Raw genomic sequence first — 16,635 nt, forward strand, 5'->3', positions numbered from 1 at the left:
ACCTAGATGTGCCCGCGCTTCATCTCGCTCGCGATGTACTCCGCCTGCCGGATCGCGAGCGCGACAATTGTCAACGTGGGATTGGGCGAGCCGCTGCTCGCGAACTGACTGCCATCGGAGACGAACAGGTTTTTGATGTCGTGCGCTTGGCCCCACTTGTTCACGACACCGTCGCGCGGCTTCGCACTCATGCGGTTGGTGCCCATGTTGTGGCTCGCCGGGTAAGCCGGCAGGTTATAAATCTCCGTCGATCCCAGGGCGTTGTAGATTTTCTCCATCTGACCGTAGCTGTGGTTGCGCATGTTGGTGTCGTTCGGATGGTCGGTCTTGTAGACGATCGGGGCGGGCAATCCGTATTGATCCCTTTCCGTCGGATGCAACTCGATGCGGTTCTGCTCCTGAGGGAGATCCTCTCCGCAGATCCACACGCCCGACATGTACTTGTATTTTTCCAGCGCGCCGGACACCTTGCGCCCCCAGCCCGTTGGGCCTGGCACGAGAAAGGCCGACAGGAAGCCCAATCCGAGCGCGAGCTTCTCGATGGTGTAGCCAGCGACGAAGCCGCGCTTGGTGTCGTTGTGCGCTTCGTCACGCACGATGCCCGCGACCGCGGTGCCGCGGTTCATGTGCACTTCCCCAGGCATGACCGCGTAAACTCCCGCCGTCATGTGCGTCATGTAATTTCTGCCGACCTGTCCCGACGAGTTGGCAAGGCCGTCCGGGAACAGGTTCGATGCGGAGTTCAGAAGGAGCCGCGGCGATTCGATCGAATTTCCGGCGACGCAGACGGCTCTTGCCTTCTGTCTCTGTTTGGCTCCCGTGGCATCCGCATAGACAACGCCGGTGACCTTGCCGGACGCGTCGTGCTCGATCTGAAGCACCATGCAATTCGTGCGGATCTCGCAGTTGCCCGTCTCTACAGCTTTCGGCAGCTCCGTATAGAGCGTGGACCATTTCGCACCGAGCTTGCAGCCCTGCATGCAGAACCCGATTTGCTGGCAAGCCGGGCGCTCGTCCCGATCGACCGAGTTGATCGACATCGGGCCCGCGGTGATCTTCGAGTATCCGATCCGCCGCGCCCCTTCGGCGAGAACCTTGAAATCGGCGCTCCACGGCAGATGCGGCATGCCAGTGACGGGCCCGGTCGTGCCCATCTTGAGTTCGGCCTTGTCGTAGTAGGGTTCCAGCTCGCGAAGGGTGATAGGCCAGTCGATGACGTTGGCGCCGAGGATGTCCCCGTTCAGAGATTTCATCCTGAACTCATGCTCCTGGAGGCGGATTGAAACTCCCGCCCAGTGCACCGTCGATCCGCCGAGCCCTTTGACGATCCAGGCCGGAAGCGTCGGATGGTTGATCGCCCCGTGCCAGCCGCCCGCCGAGAAGCGTTTATCGAGCCACGAGATCTTGGAGAACATCGCCCATTCGTCGTTCTCGATGTCGTCGAGGCTAAGCGTGTTGCCTGCTTCCAGAACGACGCACTTTACGCCCTTCTGGGAAAGTTCGTTCGCGACTGTGCCGCCGCCCGCGCCGGAACCGACGATGACGACGATGCCGTCTTCATTGAGGTCGAATGTCGTGCCCATGAGTCATCTCCCGAAAAGCTCGCCGCGGTTCAGAACCAGTCGATGGCCTCGAAACCCTTGTCGATGAAGCCGCCGGTTTCCCAGGAGGAACCGTCGTAACCGAACGCCGGGTAGAGCGCCTTGTTGTTATAGAGGCCCATGAGAAGGCCCCCCTTGAGCTTCTGGAAGAAGTCGGTGAGCTCTATCGAGCGCAGCAGGCCTTCGCGCTTTTCGGCCGATGCAATAGCCGCATAGTCGGTTTTATGGATCTCGTGCGCGCGCCGCTCCAGATCCTCGATCCCTTTCGCAAGCAGATCCGCAACCGCAGGATTGCTTTCTGATTCGATCAGGATGGCGTCGATGACGGCCTGATAGGGCGCATCGTCGAGAAACCCTTCGTGGGGATAGATGTCGCGCGCGATGCGCAGCAGCGTGGTCTTGTGCGCGGCCGACAGCGGCTCGATGACGGCCCCTGCCGGAAGCGCAGGCAAAGCCATTGCCGCCGTGACCAGAACGGCCGTTCTCAACACGAAGCGTCGCGTCACTCGTGCATCCGAAGACGCACGTCTTCCGTGTTCTGAAGTTGAGTTGTGCATGGATGTCCTCCCCGTATGTCGCGGGCCTCTCACGGCGATATCCGCGGAGGCTCTTGGTGCGACAGCGTGAAAGGCCGCAAAAGGCATGCCAAAGGCGCCCTGGCCCCAGGCCGTCCCCCCGAAATCTCCCACAATGCGGATGTGGAGGCGTCTCTGGCGGGATGTGCAGCCCGCGCTGGAGCATGCCGTCACCGCGAAAGTGCCGCGTCGCTGATACAGATGTCGCAAGTGCTGCGGCCGCCGTTGCGTGTGTCGGTCGCGCCCCGTTGCGCTTATGAGCGGGGGCACGCATGTGCCGTCAATTTACGGCTGTCCGATCGCCGCCGAAACAGATCTAAAACCGTAATTTTTGTAGCGTGCCGATATGAAAATACAAAATACCTTCTATTCCGCGCGCCGCTTTTGGAAAGCGGCTGCTGGTGTCCGCGGCTGCCCGATTGAGACAGATGTCGCGAAGCGTCTCGGCAGAGCGCCACCACCTAACTTCGAAGGGGCCGGAATAATCGCAAGAAGCGGAAATAGCATCGCCGTCTGTTGCTAACGCGCAACATCGTCCAGGCTCGATCCGACCCTGGATGGCGTTGAGCCCGACCGGCAACCGACGGAAAACAGGCGATAATTTTTATTCCAGTCCACACGCCATCAAGCTCGGGAGTTGTCGGTGAAGCGTCCCCAGAAACGAACGTTGGAATATTGGCACACCCCTTGCTGTTCTCGCGTCAACCGGAATGTAACCGGGGACTTTATGTTTGCGGCAGTGCCAGGGGGAAGTCGCTCCGCGTTTGGTTGCCGGCCTCAGGAGGAGAAAGTTCGGATCGAGAACATCGACGACGACGAAAAACTCCGACGGGGAAATGGAAGAGATCTCAAGGATATCAAAAAAGACAAATTGGAAAGGGCAAACTGCGATGGACGGGGGAGTTAAAAATTTGGCGTTGTGCGCCATGCTTGCGTCGGCCAGCCTGTGCCTTGGGAGCGGCACGGCAGCGTCGGCCGATCTCGCGGGCAACTGTTGCGCCGATCTTGAGGAACGCATTGCGGAGCTGGAGGCGACCACCGCGCGAAAGGGCAATAAAAAAGTCTCTCTCATGATCTCCGGCTGGGTCACGGAGCAGATCATGGGCTGGAGCGACGGCATCAGTTCGGATGCGTATGTCGGCACCAGCTTGAACGATCTCGGCACGCGCCTGCATTTCGACGGCAGTGCCCAGATCAATGCCGAGTGGTCGGCCGGCTACAGCCTGCGCTTCGACGTCACCGGAGCCAACGGCTTCGTCCAGGACGCGAACAACGCAAAGGGCGGAGAAGGGCCTCCAGGCCTGCTCAATTCATACTGGTGGATCAAAAGCGACAAGCTTGGCCGGGTCGCTGTCGGGCGGCAAAGCCATGCATCGGACGATACCTGGGTCGATCTCTCGGGGGCTGGCAGCATCTTCGCGGCCAATCTCGTGATCTTCGACGGCCAGAACTTCAATCTCGTGCCGGAGGGTACGGGCACGCGGGCGAAGGCGCGATGGGGTGACATCGCGACATGCTACACGGTCGGCGTTGGCATCTTCGCAGATTGCGGCGGCGACCGTACCAACAGCGTCCGTTACGATACGCCGACCTGGAACGGCTTCGTCGTTTCGACATCCTGGGGAGAAGACGACTTCTGGGACGTCGCGCTTCGGCACAGTGGTGAGTTCGGATCCTTCAAGACCTTGCTGGGCCTCTCCTATCAAGACAACTCAAGCGAACGTATCAACACGATTACGGATTCGCAGCTCTGGCAGGCCAACTTCGCCTTCTTGCACACGCCGACCGGCATCTTCGGCAGCGTGCACTACGGACATGAAACACCCGACGGCTTCAAGGACACGGATCAGCTGTATTTGAAAGCTGGCGTTCGTGCGAACCTCAATCCGCTCGGTGCGACCGTGTTCTACGGCGAGTACGGGCACGACAAGGACATGTTCAGCGGACTGCTCGGCGGCGCCGTGTTCAGCGGAACCACCGATATCTGCGACGGCTTTGCCGGTACGGGGGGACGCATCGACAACGCCTGCCTCGCAAACCCGGGTGGAGTCGAGGCAACGGGTTCGAAGTTCAGCCGGTTCGGCTTCGGCGTCGTGCAGGAGATCGATGCCGCGTCGATGGCTGTGTGGTTGAAGTACAAAAACCACAGCGCCGATGTCGACTTTTCCTCCAACGGCGCTGGCCAGAGCGAGTCGATGGAGAATCTTCACATCTACGCGTTGGGCGGTGCCGTGTTCTTCTGACAGCACGAGTTAGACGCACGAATGACATAGAAAGCGCCTCGCGCACCGTGCTTCAAAAGAGGTCCGGTGTGCGGGGCGCTTTTTTGCGCCTGTGAACCGGCGCGGCTCTCAGGTGACGATCCACCCGGTCAGGATAATCGGCATGACAGCCGAATGCCGAATACCGCCTCACCCGATCAACAGCAGGACGTCAACCTTGCCGAGAACGCAGACAACTTCTCCGCATCGACCAGATCTGGCGCTTTCGCACTCTTTTAAAGCCCGGATGCACGCGTAATGCGTCTATCCCGCTGATCCCCAGTGCGTTGCCAAAGGCTGCGCGCCCGACCGATTGAGCTTCCAGACCTCCTCCTGAACTAAACGGTCCGCGCCGGTTACGCGCTCGTGGTGGCGCAAGTGATGCAGCCATGATGCTTCCCGCCAGGTTTCGATAAAGCGATTTGGGACGGTGAGGTCCTCCATGAGCATCCAGGAAAAGGCTCCATTGCGCCGACGCGCCTCGGCAAGATCTTTCATGAGATCGAGAAAACGCGCCCGATCCTCCGGGGCGATTTCATAGGGGACCTGGATCATCACGGGGCCGCGTTCGCCCTCGTGGTCGCCAGTTATGACCGGCTCGGGCCAGTGCATCGCGGGAGCGAGATCCATCTCCTCGCTCTGGTTGAGTTTGACGTTCCGTGTCAGCAACATCGCGACGATTGCACCCGCCGCCGCCGCAAGGAGGGCACTCGGAATGCCGACGTGCGATGCGAGGTGTCCCCACATGATGCTGCCGATGGTCATCGAGCCGTAAAACACCATCAGGAAGATCGACAGGCCACGCGCCCGCACCCAGTTCGGCAATGCCGTCTGCGCTGAGACGTTGAGCGTCGACAGCACCGAGATCCAGCAAACGCCCGCCAGCGCTGCGGCCACAGCCGCGAGATACCAGTTCGGAACCAGCGCCATCAGCACAATAACAGCAGCGAGGCCGACCGTTCCGAACATGATGGTGCCGTCTGGTCCGAGCCTTCCTTTTATTTTTGGAAGAAGGATAGCGCCGGCGACGGCACCGGCCCCAAGGCAGCCGAGCAGTATTCCGTAAAGCGTGGCATCGCCGGCGAGCACTTGGCGCGCGATGAGGGGCAGCAGCGCCCAGAATGCGCTCCCGAACACAAAGAACGCTGCCGCGCGCACCAATGTCGACTTCAGGGGAGCGCTGTGAAGCGCGTAGCGTACACCTGAAATCATGGCCGGAATGATAGATTCCGGCGGCACCTTGCTTTCCCGCGACGCCGGCACGCGCCACCACAGCAGCGCTGCAACGATGCCGATGACGCTGATGGCGTTCAGAAGGAATGGAGTGGCTATTCCATAGGCGACAATGAGGAAGCCGGCGAGGGCTGGGCCAATGGCGCGGCTGATATTGATGCCCATGGAATTGAGCGCGACGGCCGACGTGAGTTCTTCCTTCGGTACAAGCTGCGGAACGACGGCCTGCCACGCGGGCGCCATCACGGCAGCGCCCGTACCCATAACGAACGTCACGAGCAGGAGGGTCGTCGGCGTCACTGCGTTCTGGCTGACCAGGAACGCGAGCACGGCGGCGACGGCGCCGAGCATCAGATTGACCGTAATAAGCAGGCGCCTGCGGTCTACGATGTCCGCCAACGCTCCCGCTGGGAGTGCGAACAAGAATATGGGGAGTGTGGTGGCTGCCTGGACCGCCGCGACGACCAACGGCGACGGCGAAAGCTCTGTCATGAGCCATCCCGCGCCGACGTCATGCATCCATGTGCCGACGTTCGACAAGAGCGTCGCGGTCCATAGCATCGCAAAGGCGGAATGACGAAATGGAGACCACGCGCCCGTCTTAGCCGCAGCGGATGCCGTTTGCTGGTTGTCTGTCATTTCTGATCTTCCGCCGCAATCGGGCTGCCATGTATTTCCGACAGGACCTTCACGGCCAGTCCCGGCACGAGAATTCCATCGGGATTGGGAAACTCGGCCCACGTCGTGAGCATGCCGCTATCGCGATCGATCTCGGCGCTCTCGAAATACGGCCGGCCGCGATGGCTGTAGTTTTCTCCCGATGGGAGTACGAGCGTGAGCGATACGTTCTCGAATAAATCGACGGCGGCAGCCTTTCCGGTTTTCTTCAGCGCGCGTTGCCGATCTTCGTACGGCACGGCATAACCGACCAGGATCGGATCGACGTCCACGATCTCGCCCAACACGGTGCCGCCCTCGGCCTCTACAAAAGCGCCCGGCGACACGCGCACCCGCCCGACAACGCCGGCGATCGGTGCGGCAATGCGCGTGCGTTCGAGCGCGAGTTCGGCACGCGCGAGCGCACTTTCCTGCCGTGCGACCGCAGCCCGTGCCACGTCGACCTCGATACTCGCCTGTGTCGCGCGCGCTTCGGCCCCGGAGCCTCGCTCGGCAAGCCTGCTCTGACGAAGCGAAACGTCCTCTGCCAGCCTTAGGCGTCCACGCGCTTCGTCGAGGTCGGCTTTCGCGGTCTTGACGTCAATCTCGTACGGCTCAGCATCGATTTCGAACAGGGGATGTCCCTCGTCCACCCGCTGACCAGCGACCACGAGCACTTTGCTGATCACGCCGGTGACCTGATTGGCGATCGCCACCCGTTGGCGTGGCTCGACAACGCCCGTGAATGTCAGGCTCAGGGGATCCGCAGCCGTTGCGGCGCTTGCTCCCATCATTCCGGCGAGTGCTGCCACGGCAGCCACACCGACGCGATGGTGACGCAAAGAACGCCTGGCTACGGCGGATAGGTTCATGACCATTGTCATACCGCGAAGCATGAGCATCCGAGAGCGCCCCAGAACGCGTTTTTGTCCGACACCGGGATGGGATTGTTCCAGGCAATCAGGTGGTCGTGACCGTGGACACCACAGTGAGACTGGCATCCATCGGCACACGCACGGGCGTGCCGCGTTTCCTTTTCCGCACCCGCGCGTTGTGCCGGGCTTGGGACTGTGTTGACCGGACTCCAGCTTGGAGACGCAGGCGGGATCGGCGGCGAAAGGTCGGCGTAATCCCCTTCGCCGTAGACCACCGCTCCGCCCACCATCGTCAAGACCGCGTTGATACGCCGGATCTCCTGCGGCGGGACGGTCATGTAGTCAGCGGACAGCACTGCGAGGTCGGCGTACTTACCGGGCGAAAGCGTACCCTTCACTTCTGCCTCGCCCGAGAACCAGGCGGAGCCGGCGGTCCAGAGCCGCAACGCTGCCGTGCGGTCGAGAATGTTGGCCTCGCCGTAGAGAGGCAGGCCGCCGAGCGTCTGGCCGGTCGTGAGCCAGAACAGGGCGACCCAAGGATCGTAGGAGGACACACGCGTTGCATCGGTCCCGGCGCCGACCGGCAGGCCAGCGGCCAGCATCTTGTTGATCGGCGGCGTTTCACGAGCGGCGTCGGCACCGTAGCGTTCGACGAAGTATTCGCCCTGGAACGCCATCCGATGCTGGATGGCAATGCCGCCGCCAAGGGCCTTGATGCGATCGATGTTGCGGTCGCTGATCGTTTCTGCGTGGTCGATGATGAACCGCGTCTCGAACGGCGACTTCCCATTGACCCGCTCGAAAACGGTCAGGAAGCGGTCGATGGATTCGTCGTAGGTCGCGTGAATGCGGAACGGCCACTTGTTCGCGGCCAAAAGTTCCACGATCGGCTCAAGATCGGCCTCCATCGTGGGGGCGAGATCGGGCCGGGGTTCGAGGAAGTTTTCGAAATCTGCAGCCGACCAGGTGAGGTTCTCACCGGCTCCGCTCATGCGCAGCATGGCGGTTCCTTGATCGGGCTTAGCCATCGTGCTCCAGCGTTCGAAGTCACCGAGCTCTCCGCCCGCCTTTTGCGCGAAGAGATTGTAGGCAATGCGTACCGTCAACTCGCCTGCATCGTGCAGACGCTGGATGACGTCGTAATCGTCGGGGTAGTTCTGGCCGCCGCCGCCGGCATCGATCACCGACGTGATGCCGAGGCGGTTCATCTCGCGCATGTAGTGGCGCGTAGAGTTGATCTGATCCTCGATCGGGAGCGTTGGTCCGCGCGCTAGCGTCGAGTAGAGAATGAGCGCTGACGGCTTGGCGAGGAGGAGGCCCGTCGGATTTCCGCTCGCGTCCTTCTCGATGACGCCGCCTGGCGGGTTGGGCGTCGATTTGTCGAAACCAAGGACATTGAGGGCCGCTTTGTTCAGGAGCGCACGACCGTAAAGATGGAGGATAAACACAGGCGTGTCGGGTGCCGCGTTGTTGATATCGTCCAGCGTCGGCATGCGGCGTTCCGCGAATTGGAACTCGCTCCAACCGCCGACCACCCGCACCCACTGCGGAGCCGGCGTGCGCTCCGCCTGCGCTTTGAGGCTCCGCAGCGCGTCGGCAACCGACGGCACGCCCTCCCAACGCAGCTCCATGTTGAAGTTCAAGCCACCCCGGATGAGGTGCGTGTGGCTATCGTTCAATCCAGGAATGGTGCGGCGGCCACCGAGATCGACGATCTTGGTCTTTGGACCGGCGAGACGCATCACGGTATCGTCGGTCCCGATTGTTTCGACGAGGCCGTCTTTGACGGCTACGGCCTCGGCATCAGGCGTCGCGGCGTCGAGCGTCGTTATGCGTCCGTTATGCAGTATGACGTCGGGTGCATCGGTCATCTGTTGGCCCCTGGCCGAAGGTGATCTGATCGTGGCCAGAGCCCCGGCAGATGCGAGACCCTGAACGAACGTGCGGCGGCGTATCGGCATGGCGAACTCCGTGCTCTTGCCGGCAGCAGAAGGAGATCGCCGGCCTGCTCCAACAAACGAGCGCGCTATGTGGCTGCGATGGGATCGAGAAGCGGACCGTGCGTCACGCGTTCCGGCGCCTTGTGAACCATGGTGTAGGCGTAATCGACGCCCATCCCGTAAGCGCCACCGTGCTCCTTGACGATGTCCGTAACCGCGTCGTAGGTGTCGCGCCGCGCCCAGTCGCGCTGCCATTCGAGAAGCACCTGGATCCACGTCATCGGCACGACGCCAGCTTGAACCATGCGATCCATGGCGTAGTCGTGGGCGTCTTTCGAGGTTCCTCCCGAAGCGTCGCCGACCATGTAGATCTCGTATCCGGCGTCATGCATGGCCGAGAGGGCGAACGTGGTATTGCAGACCTCCGTCCAGAGACCGGAAACCACCACTTTCTTGCGGCCGGCTTTCGCGAGCGCATCGCGCACCTTTTGGTCGTCCCAGGAATTCATCGAGGTTCGCTCCAGGATGGGCGCTTCGGGAAACACGGCAAGAAGCTCCGGATAGGTGTGACCCGAAAAAGACTCCGTTTCCACGGTGGTGATAACCGCGGGAATGGCGAAGGCTCTGGCTGCCTTTGCCAATCCGACGACGTTGTTCTTCAGCGTCTGGCGGTCAATCGATTGAACACCGAACGCCATCTGCGGCTGCTGATCGATGAATATGATCTGGCTGTTCTGGGGTGTTAGAACTTCAGTGTAGTTCGCCATGGAAAGACTCCTGTCAGATAGATGGTCGTGTGCGATAGTTTGCGGCCCGCAAGGTTATGAATCGCGATGATCCGCGCTGTGGGGATGGCCCCGATAGACTTCGTTGTTTGCCGGCAACGGGCCGAGAACGTGGCTCTCGCAATCGGATCGACCGATTGACTCTGCCAGCCCGTGGCCGCGAATGATGTGCTTGGCAACCGGCAGCATCTGCTCACCGATCAGAATGCCAAGCAGACCCAGCAGCGCGATGACGGGAGGCGCGGGCGAGCGCACGCTGAGGGCGCTGTAGATGATGCCGATGAGGACGCCGGCGCCGAACGAGATGACGTAGACCTTCATGGTATGGCCCCGCGGTTCCCGGAACAGTTTCGTGTGGAGCCGCGCGGATCTGTCTTGATCAGGCATGCTCTCTTGCTGCGCGCGCGTGCCTGGAAGGGCGCTCGACGCTGCTCAACGCTAGGCATTTGAGATAGGTGGCCGCAATCGTGCATGGGGATGGGATGACCCATCCCCTGGGCTAGGCACGTGATGGAAAGAGGATATTGACCGGCGTTCGCCGCCAGATCAGGCGTTCGGCATCACGGCGTGAGGCGTTTACACAATCAGCCTGCGGGCTGGTCGATGACCGCACGAAACGTAATTTCTACGAGCTGCTCCGGGCGGGCCAATTGAGACACGCCAAAGATGCTGCTCGCGCATTGCGGCACATCTGTCCCGTACATTTCCTTGCGGACTTTGGCGGCGGCTGAGAAGCCCGAAGGCACATCCAGAACGAAAATACCCTCTTCAACGACATCATCCAGCGTCGCGCCAAACTCGGAAAGCATCCTTTTGGCATTGACGTATGTCTGACGAAATTGCTGCTCCATCTGCGCGTAATCGGCCGGTCTACCCGGCTCATCAAGGTCCGCGGGCGCGATGAAATTCCCCTCGCTGTCATGACTTAATTGGCCGGACAGGTAGATCGTGTCCTTGACTTGAACCGCCTGCACGTAGCCGAAGCCGCGTTCCCACGCGACGCCAAAATTCGCGACCAGCTTCTTGTGTGTCATGATACTTCCTCTGGTTAGGGCGTTTGCGCCGGCTGCCAAGCCTCCCTGCTTCTTTGCCTTCACAGCCGCGCGCACGTATGCGTTGCTTCGAGAGGGGAACTCCAAAACATGCGAGCGCCCGGTGCGGGGCCTAAATTGCGGACGCTATGCGAGCGGAGATATGACTGTCTTGCCGCAATTGCAGGCAGGCTCGATACGCTAGGCATTCGAGCGAGATGGCCGCAATCGTGCATGGGGATGGGATGACCCATACCCTGAGTTAGGTGTGTGTGATGGAAGCGTCGTTCGCCGCACAATCAGTTGTTCGACGTTACGTCCTTGATGCGATCAGATGCCCGAACCAGATCGGTGAGGTTCTCGGCTTGCATCTTCTGCATGATCTGCGAGCGATGCATCTTTATGGTGATATGGCTCAGGCCCAGCCGATTGGCTATCTGCTTGTTCATCAGGCCCGATGCCAGCAGCCACATCACCTCTCTTTCGCGCGGAGAGAGCGTATTAAAGAGGCCGAGCAGTTGATCGTTCTCTCGCTCCGCCTCGCGCTGGCGGACGCTGCGCTCGATTCCCGCACACACAGCGTCGAGAAGATCCTGGTCTCGGAAGGGCTTGGTCAAGAACTCGATCGCGCCAGCTTTCATGGCGGCAACCGACATGGGGATGTCGCCGTGCCCTGTGATGAAAATAATCGGCTGCGTAACGCCTGCGCGCATCAGTTCGCGTTGAAACTCCAGGCCGCTTTTTCCCTTAAGCCGTACATCGAGTATGAGGCAGCTCGGCGCGTCGATTGCCTCGTCTCGCATCAAGAATTCGTCCGCCGACGCGAAGGCGCGCACCATATAGCCGGCCGACTCGAGCAGGCTTTCGAGCGACGCACGCACGGCTTTGTCGTCATCGACGACGTAAACAATTGGGTCCGCGGCCATGACCTTCACAAACCCCGGTCACTCGAAAGGGTATCCGTCGGAAGCGTGAAGCGGAAAACGGCCCCGGCCGGTTTGTTCTCCGTCGTCCAAATCCGACCTCCATGCGCTTCCACGACCGATCGGCAGAACATCAATCCCATTCCCATACCCTCAGGTTTCGTTGAGACGAATGGTAAAAAGACCCGGTCCAGGATCTCAGGACGGACACCGGGACCTGTGTCGGATATTGACACCTCGACCTCGTCCCCGTCGCCATGGGCGATACCGATTGAGATCTTGCGGGAGCGGATGCCGCTATCCTTCATTGCATCGACCGCGTTGTCGAGAAGATTGGCAACGACCTGGAGAAGCTGCCCAGCGTTCCCGATGACCATTTTGGGTTCGTCCCGGTAAAGCTTTTCGACCTCGATGCGAGCGGCGGAGCGATCCTGCAGGCTGCGGGCCACAGCGTCCTCGATGACACATTTCAAGTCGACAAACTCTCGATCCTGCGCCCCCGTCTGGAACATCTGCCGTATGCCGGCAACGATCTTGTCGGCCCTGTACCCTTCGTCGGCAATGCGTTTGAGCGCATTGCGAGCGTGCTCAATTTCGGGTTCGTCGCGAGACAGCCAACGCTGCCCGGCGTTTGCATCCGTGACCATGCTCGAAAGGGGTTGGTTGATCTCATGCGCAATGGAGGCTGACAACGCTTCCATCGCTGCCAAACGGTTGAAACGCGTGCGCCGCTCATTTGCCGCGGCTCTGGCGAGGCGCATATAGTTTTCCGTTGTCTCGGCCAGCAGGACCAGAAGAATTGTTCCCGCCGCCATAAGTCCGAAAAACCGCCCGGACCACCAGCCCACGCTGAGGCGTGTGGCGCCGCCCAAGTAGGAAATCAGCAGGATTTCCACACAGAGCGAGAAGACGACGACGCACATCCAAATATCGAGCGTAGAGCGAATTCTTGCGACCAGCGCCATGAAGGCCACCATGTAGAGGAAAAGCGCCAGCATCGGAATGTAGCGCCACGCTGTGGTGGTGGTGCGCGCGTCCGTCATGAAATGAGGAAGAAAGTCCACGTTGCCCATTATGAACGTCACGAGCGTCGTAAGCACGACGGCCAGCGCACCGATGCCAGATAAAATCCAGCGCTCTGGAGTCCGTACAGTCAAACCTGGACCGATGACGGCATAGCCGACGAGCGCCGAGGCGAAGCCGATGCGCCGAATTGCGGCGATCCACGCGGTGGACTGGAGATTTTGATCGAACCACGCGATCTCAAACACGCCGGGAAACGTCAGCGCCCAGGGCACCGAAAGAAAGCCCGACAGCAGATATCCCAAGGCGAGAACGAAGAGCTGCACCGAGCCGCGAACACGGAATGTCGCGAGCAGGATTGCCGCGGTCGTCACTTCGATGACGAATATCGCAGCCGCATAAGCAGGCACGAAAATCTCGGTGCCATCTGTTGCCTGGTGCGCGTAGGGCGCAGTGACAACGAGTGCCACCACGAGAAGGGCGACAACGGCGAAGATGACCCGGAGCTGCGCATCGGTCGGCAGCGAACTTGTGATCAGACGATCATCGAGTTCCGAGCTCATGACTCGCATTGCACGCTCCCACGAAGTGGCATCGCTAAGTGAAGGGAGGCGGTCCCATGGAAGGCATTCATGGCCGCTTTCGAGCAGCCGCAACCCGGCGCGGGAAGCGAGAACTCTGACCTCATCTCATGATGGAGCTGGGCTTTGTGAGCGATAGCAGAAGCCACGTCCCGCTGTGGGCGCAAAATAGCTGCGCTTACCGGACAAACCCGCTGGCACTGTCGGCCCCCTTGATCCCTGCCAAGGCTGCGTTGGTGAGGTCGGCATTGGAAAGGTCCGCTCCCGTCACATCCGCGCCGCTGAGATCGGCGCCTGCAAGCTTCGCCCAGTTCAAGCGAGTTTTGACCAGACGCGTGCCCCGCAGCTTGGCATATTCCAACAACGCATTCCTGAGATTGGCACCAGTAAGGTCCGCGCCGTCAAGGACGGCACCTGAAAGATCCACCTTTGGCGGTGCCATGTTTGCGTTTGTGGGATCGAACCCGAGATCGGCCTCAATAAGTTTAGCGCCATCAAGTCGTGCATTATTGAGTCCGCCGATGATGCGGGCTCGGGACAGATCGGCGCCTGTAAGGTTCGCATTGCTCATCATAACGGCGAACATGTCGGCGTGCCGGAGGTCGGCCTTAGACAGATCCGCATCCGTCAGCACGGCACGCGTGAGGTTGACATGCGCGAGATTTGCGCCGCTGAGCTTCGTGCCGCTCAAGTTCGCGGCGAACAAGTCGGCACCCTTGAAGTCGATACCAGAAAGATCGAGGCCGGCAAGGTTTCTCCGGGAAAGGTCGGGGGCCTCTCCAGGTTTCGCCGCAGCAATCTGTCCGATGACCTGCCTACGATCCAGATCGCCGGCGATTGTGGGCGCGGGCGCGGCAATGGATAGGAGGGAAAGCAACACAAATGCGATCCAAGCCCGCCGGATAAACTCCTTGATCATAGACTTGGACCGGGAACAGGTTGCCGCGCTCATGAAAATGCAGATGTCATCGCGCCTCATCCCCGTAGTTTGATCGATTTTCCGACGCGTGGGAACCCTCTGTGAGACAAGGAACATTAGCACACGGATATGTGATCTCTTGCGGGGTCGGCATACGTTTCGACGCAGCGATCAGCCAATCTGATACGCGAGGGATCTGATTTGCAGGATGCCTGCAATCGTTGCCCGCAGCCGTCCCGCTTGCACCGATTTCTTAGGAGGATAGTTGGAATAGCGTGCGCGGCCTTGGCGTCGGATCGGCCTTGCTCGATGCGATAGAGCGCCATGCGGCCACGAAGGGGCTGAAGCATCTTCGCCTCGACGTGATCGACGAAAACACCAGGGCGCGGGCGCTCTATGAGCGGCATGGGTTCGACGCCCGATCCCACAGGTCGATCGGCGCATTGAAGCCTATATTCGGGTTTCGGACCGCAACGACGATGATCAAGTCTGTCGGTTCGACCTGAGCATGCGGCTAAGGCGTAGAATAGACAATTCGCTCTTTCGCTTGCTGGTCATGTGACATTCGGCAGCAACATTGCGTCGTAGAGTGTGATCGGCGGCCTATGGCAGGCCTGAAAGGAGAAATTTCAAACTCTCCACAAAGCCCGCAGAACTCGGGAGCAAGGCGACCCGCGGCGACTCCCGCGCCCCCGCGGAGCGCCTCTGGCGCGTGAGCGATAAGATGGCGGGCTTGACGGGATTGGATTTGAACTACGGCCCGAAGGGCCAGGGAGCAAAGCGACCCGGGCCAAGTGGCCCGCCCTCGCGGAGCCCGCCGCGCGGGCGCGAGCGAAAAGAACTGGCGGAGGGAGTGTCTGCCTTGTTAGTGTCCATTGCAGGACGACAACGACTGATATATTTCATTTATACCAGTATGTTCCACGTCAGATCGTCCAGCTTCGTTTGACAAAATCCACCTGAATCCAACATAATATGTGGGGTTTTTTGTGGGGTCTATTATGAAACCAAGAGGTCGGCATCCGCATCACAAGTTAAACGCGGCAAAGGTCCGCACGCTGAATGTGCCCGGGCGATATAGTGATGGTAATGGCCTCTACCTTGAAGTGGCCCCCTCAGGCGCGAAGCGGTGGCTATTAAGGACCGTAGTGCAGGGAAGGCGCAGAGATTTTGGCCTTGGTAGCGTCTCGACGGTTTCTCTTGCAGAGGCGAGATTAAAGGCCGCGAAGTACAGGAGCATTGCCCGCAGCGGCGGCGATCCTGTCGCAGATCGCAACGCCCAAAAGGGCATCCCCACGTTTGAGCACGCTGCTAGAGCCGTTCACAATAGTCACCGGCAACACTGGGCCAACAGCAAACATGCTGCTCAATGGCTAACCTCACTCGAAACCTATGCTTTTCCGTTGATCGGCGCATTGCCGGTGAACAAAATTGAACCTCGCGACGTTCTTCACGTTCTCAACCCCATTTGGCTACCCAAGCATGAAACCGCTAGACGGGTTCGCCAGCGCATAAAAACGGTGCTTGACTGGTGTCAGGCGTCGGGCTTTCGCGATGGCACAAATCCAACTGACAGCATTCAGAAGGGGTTGCCAAAGCATAACAAGCCCACACGACATCATGCAGCTCTGCCCTACGCGAAATTGCCATTTTTTATCAATGCGTTGCGCAGCTTTGAAGCAGACACATCCGTCAAACTCGCCTTGGAATTTCTCATTTTGACGGCTACGCGTACGAACGAAACGCTCAAAGCCACGTGGAATGAAATTGACGGCGATATCTGGACGATCCCGGCAACTCGCATGAAGAACAAACAAATTCACAGGGTCCCGCTCCCGCGAAGATGCGTCGAAATCCTGGAAGAGGCGAAGATCCTTTCAACGGGGCCTTATATCTTCCCAGGGCGCCAGCCTACACGACCACTCTCAAACATGGCTCTATTGCAGGTACTGAGGCGACTTGGGCTAGACGGGCAAGCGACAGTCCACGGCTTTCGTTCCTCCTTCAAAGATTGGGCGACAGAATGCACCCCCTTCCCTCACGAGGTGTCGGAAGCGGCACTTAGCCATACTGTGCGAGACAAAACCGTAGCTGCATACCAGAGAGGAGACATTTTTGAAAAACGCCGCGCCTTGATGAAAGACTGGCAAGACTACGCAATTGCTACCGCTGGCGTGACAAAAACGCCACCCCAAGAATAAATCTGCAAAAATTTTATAAAAAAGTCAATT

Annotated in this window: 14 protein-coding genes; 3 read left to right on the forward strand and 11 right to left on the reverse strand. The window is 59.9% G+C overall.

Features of this window, described 5'->3' with window-relative positions:
* Nucleotides 1–2: 2 nt before the first annotated feature.
* Entirely contained in the window at nucleotides 3–1,583 is a 1,581-nt protein-coding gene (locus tag W911_RS01400; protein ID WP_023785728.1) for a GMC family oxidoreductase, read from the reverse strand.
* A gap of 29 nt (nucleotides 1,584–1,612) precedes the next feature.
* Nucleotides 1,613–2,107 (reverse strand): gluconate 2-dehydrogenase subunit 3 family protein, encoded by a 495-nt coding sequence (locus W911_RS01405; protein ID WP_144083473.1) that lies wholly within the window; start codon nucleotides 2,105–2,107, stop codon nucleotides 1,613–1,615.
* A gap of 995 nt (nucleotides 2,108–3,102) precedes the next feature.
* On the opposite strand from W911_RS01405, the gene W911_RS01410 reads away from it, so the two are divergent.
* A complete protein-coding gene (locus tag W911_RS01410) occupies nucleotides 3,103–4,419 on the forward strand; it encodes a porin (protein WP_051388492.1) in 1,317 nt (438 codons plus the stop codon).
* A gap of 282 nt (nucleotides 4,420–4,701) precedes the next feature.
* Here W911_RS01410 and W911_RS01415 read toward each other — a convergent pair whose 3' ends face one another.
* The 9 genes from W911_RS01415 to W911_RS01455 form a co-directional block, all read right to left on the reverse strand.
* Nucleotides 4,702–6,309, reverse strand: coding sequence for an MFS transporter (locus tag W911_RS01415; RefSeq protein WP_023785731.1), 1,608 nt, complete (start codon nucleotides 6,307–6,309; stop codon nucleotides 4,702–4,704).
* Nucleotides 6,306–7,139 carry an efflux RND transporter periplasmic adaptor subunit gene (locus tag W911_RS01420; protein WP_158412817.1) on the reverse strand — a complete coding sequence of 278 codons (834 nt, stop codon included), beginning with the start codon at nucleotides 7,137–7,139 and terminating at the stop codon, nucleotides 6,306–6,308. Before W911_RS01420 ends, W911_RS01415 begins: the two co-directional genes overlap by 4 nt.
* Before the next feature lie 68 nt (nucleotides 7,140–7,207).
* Nucleotides 7,208–9,163: an amidohydrolase gene (locus W911_RS01425; protein ID WP_023785733.1), complete on the reverse strand. Its 1,956-nt coding sequence runs from the start codon at nucleotides 9,161–9,163 to the stop codon at nucleotides 7,208–7,210.
* Nucleotides 9,164–9,228: 65 nt separating this feature from the next.
* On the reverse strand, nucleotides 9,229–9,909 hold the full coding sequence (locus W911_RS01430; RefSeq protein ID WP_023785734.1) for a hydrolase: 681 nt from the start codon (nucleotides 9,907–9,909) through the stop codon (nucleotides 9,229–9,231).
* Between the two features lie 54 nt (nucleotides 9,910–9,963).
* Entirely contained in the window at nucleotides 9,964–10,248 is a 285-nt protein-coding gene (locus tag W911_RS01435; RefSeq protein WP_023785735.1) for a XapX domain-containing protein, read from the reverse strand.
* 263 nt (nucleotides 10,249–10,511) lie between these two features.
* Nucleotides 10,512–10,961, reverse strand: a complete 450-nt coding sequence (locus W911_RS01440) for a RidA family protein (protein ID WP_041316126.1) — start codon at nucleotides 10,959–10,961, stop codon at nucleotides 10,512–10,514.
* A 296-nt stretch (nucleotides 10,962–11,257) separates the two neighbouring features.
* Entirely contained in the window at nucleotides 11,258–11,884 is a 627-nt protein-coding gene (locus W911_RS01445) for a response regulator transcription factor (RefSeq protein ID WP_041316129.1), read from the reverse strand.
* Between the two features lie 5 nt (nucleotides 11,885–11,889).
* Nucleotides 11,890–13,560, reverse strand: coding sequence for an ATP-binding protein (locus W911_RS01450; protein ID WP_144083475.1), 1,671 nt, complete (start codon nucleotides 13,558–13,560; stop codon nucleotides 11,890–11,892).
* A gap of 103 nt (nucleotides 13,561–13,663) precedes the next feature.
* On the reverse strand, nucleotides 13,664–14,404 hold the full coding sequence (locus W911_RS01455; RefSeq protein ID WP_144083476.1) for a pentapeptide repeat-containing protein: 741 nt from the start codon (nucleotides 14,402–14,404) through the stop codon (nucleotides 13,664–13,666).
* A 275-nt stretch (nucleotides 14,405–14,679) separates the two neighbouring features.
* Between W911_RS01455 and W911_RS01460 the strand changes: the two genes are divergently transcribed.
* Both W911_RS01460 and W911_RS01465 read left to right on the forward strand, forming a co-directional pair.
* Complete coding sequence (locus tag W911_RS01460; RefSeq protein ID WP_023785740.1) at nucleotides 14,680–14,910, forward strand: GNAT family N-acetyltransferase; 231 nt, start codon at nucleotides 14,680–14,682, stop codon at nucleotides 14,908–14,910.
* A gap of 495 nt (nucleotides 14,911–15,405) precedes the next feature.
* Nucleotides 15,406–16,605, forward strand: coding sequence for a tyrosine-type recombinase/integrase (locus tag W911_RS01465; RefSeq protein WP_041316978.1), 1,200 nt, complete (start codon nucleotides 15,406–15,408; stop codon nucleotides 16,603–16,605).
* Nucleotides 16,606–16,635 lie beyond the last annotated feature (30 nt).

Origin of the sequence: Hyphomicrobium nitrativorans NL23, from assembly GCF_000503895.1 — a bacterium.
Classification (GTDB): domain Bacteria; phylum Pseudomonadota; class Alphaproteobacteria; order Rhizobiales; family Hyphomicrobiaceae; genus Hyphomicrobium_C; species Hyphomicrobium_C nitrativorans.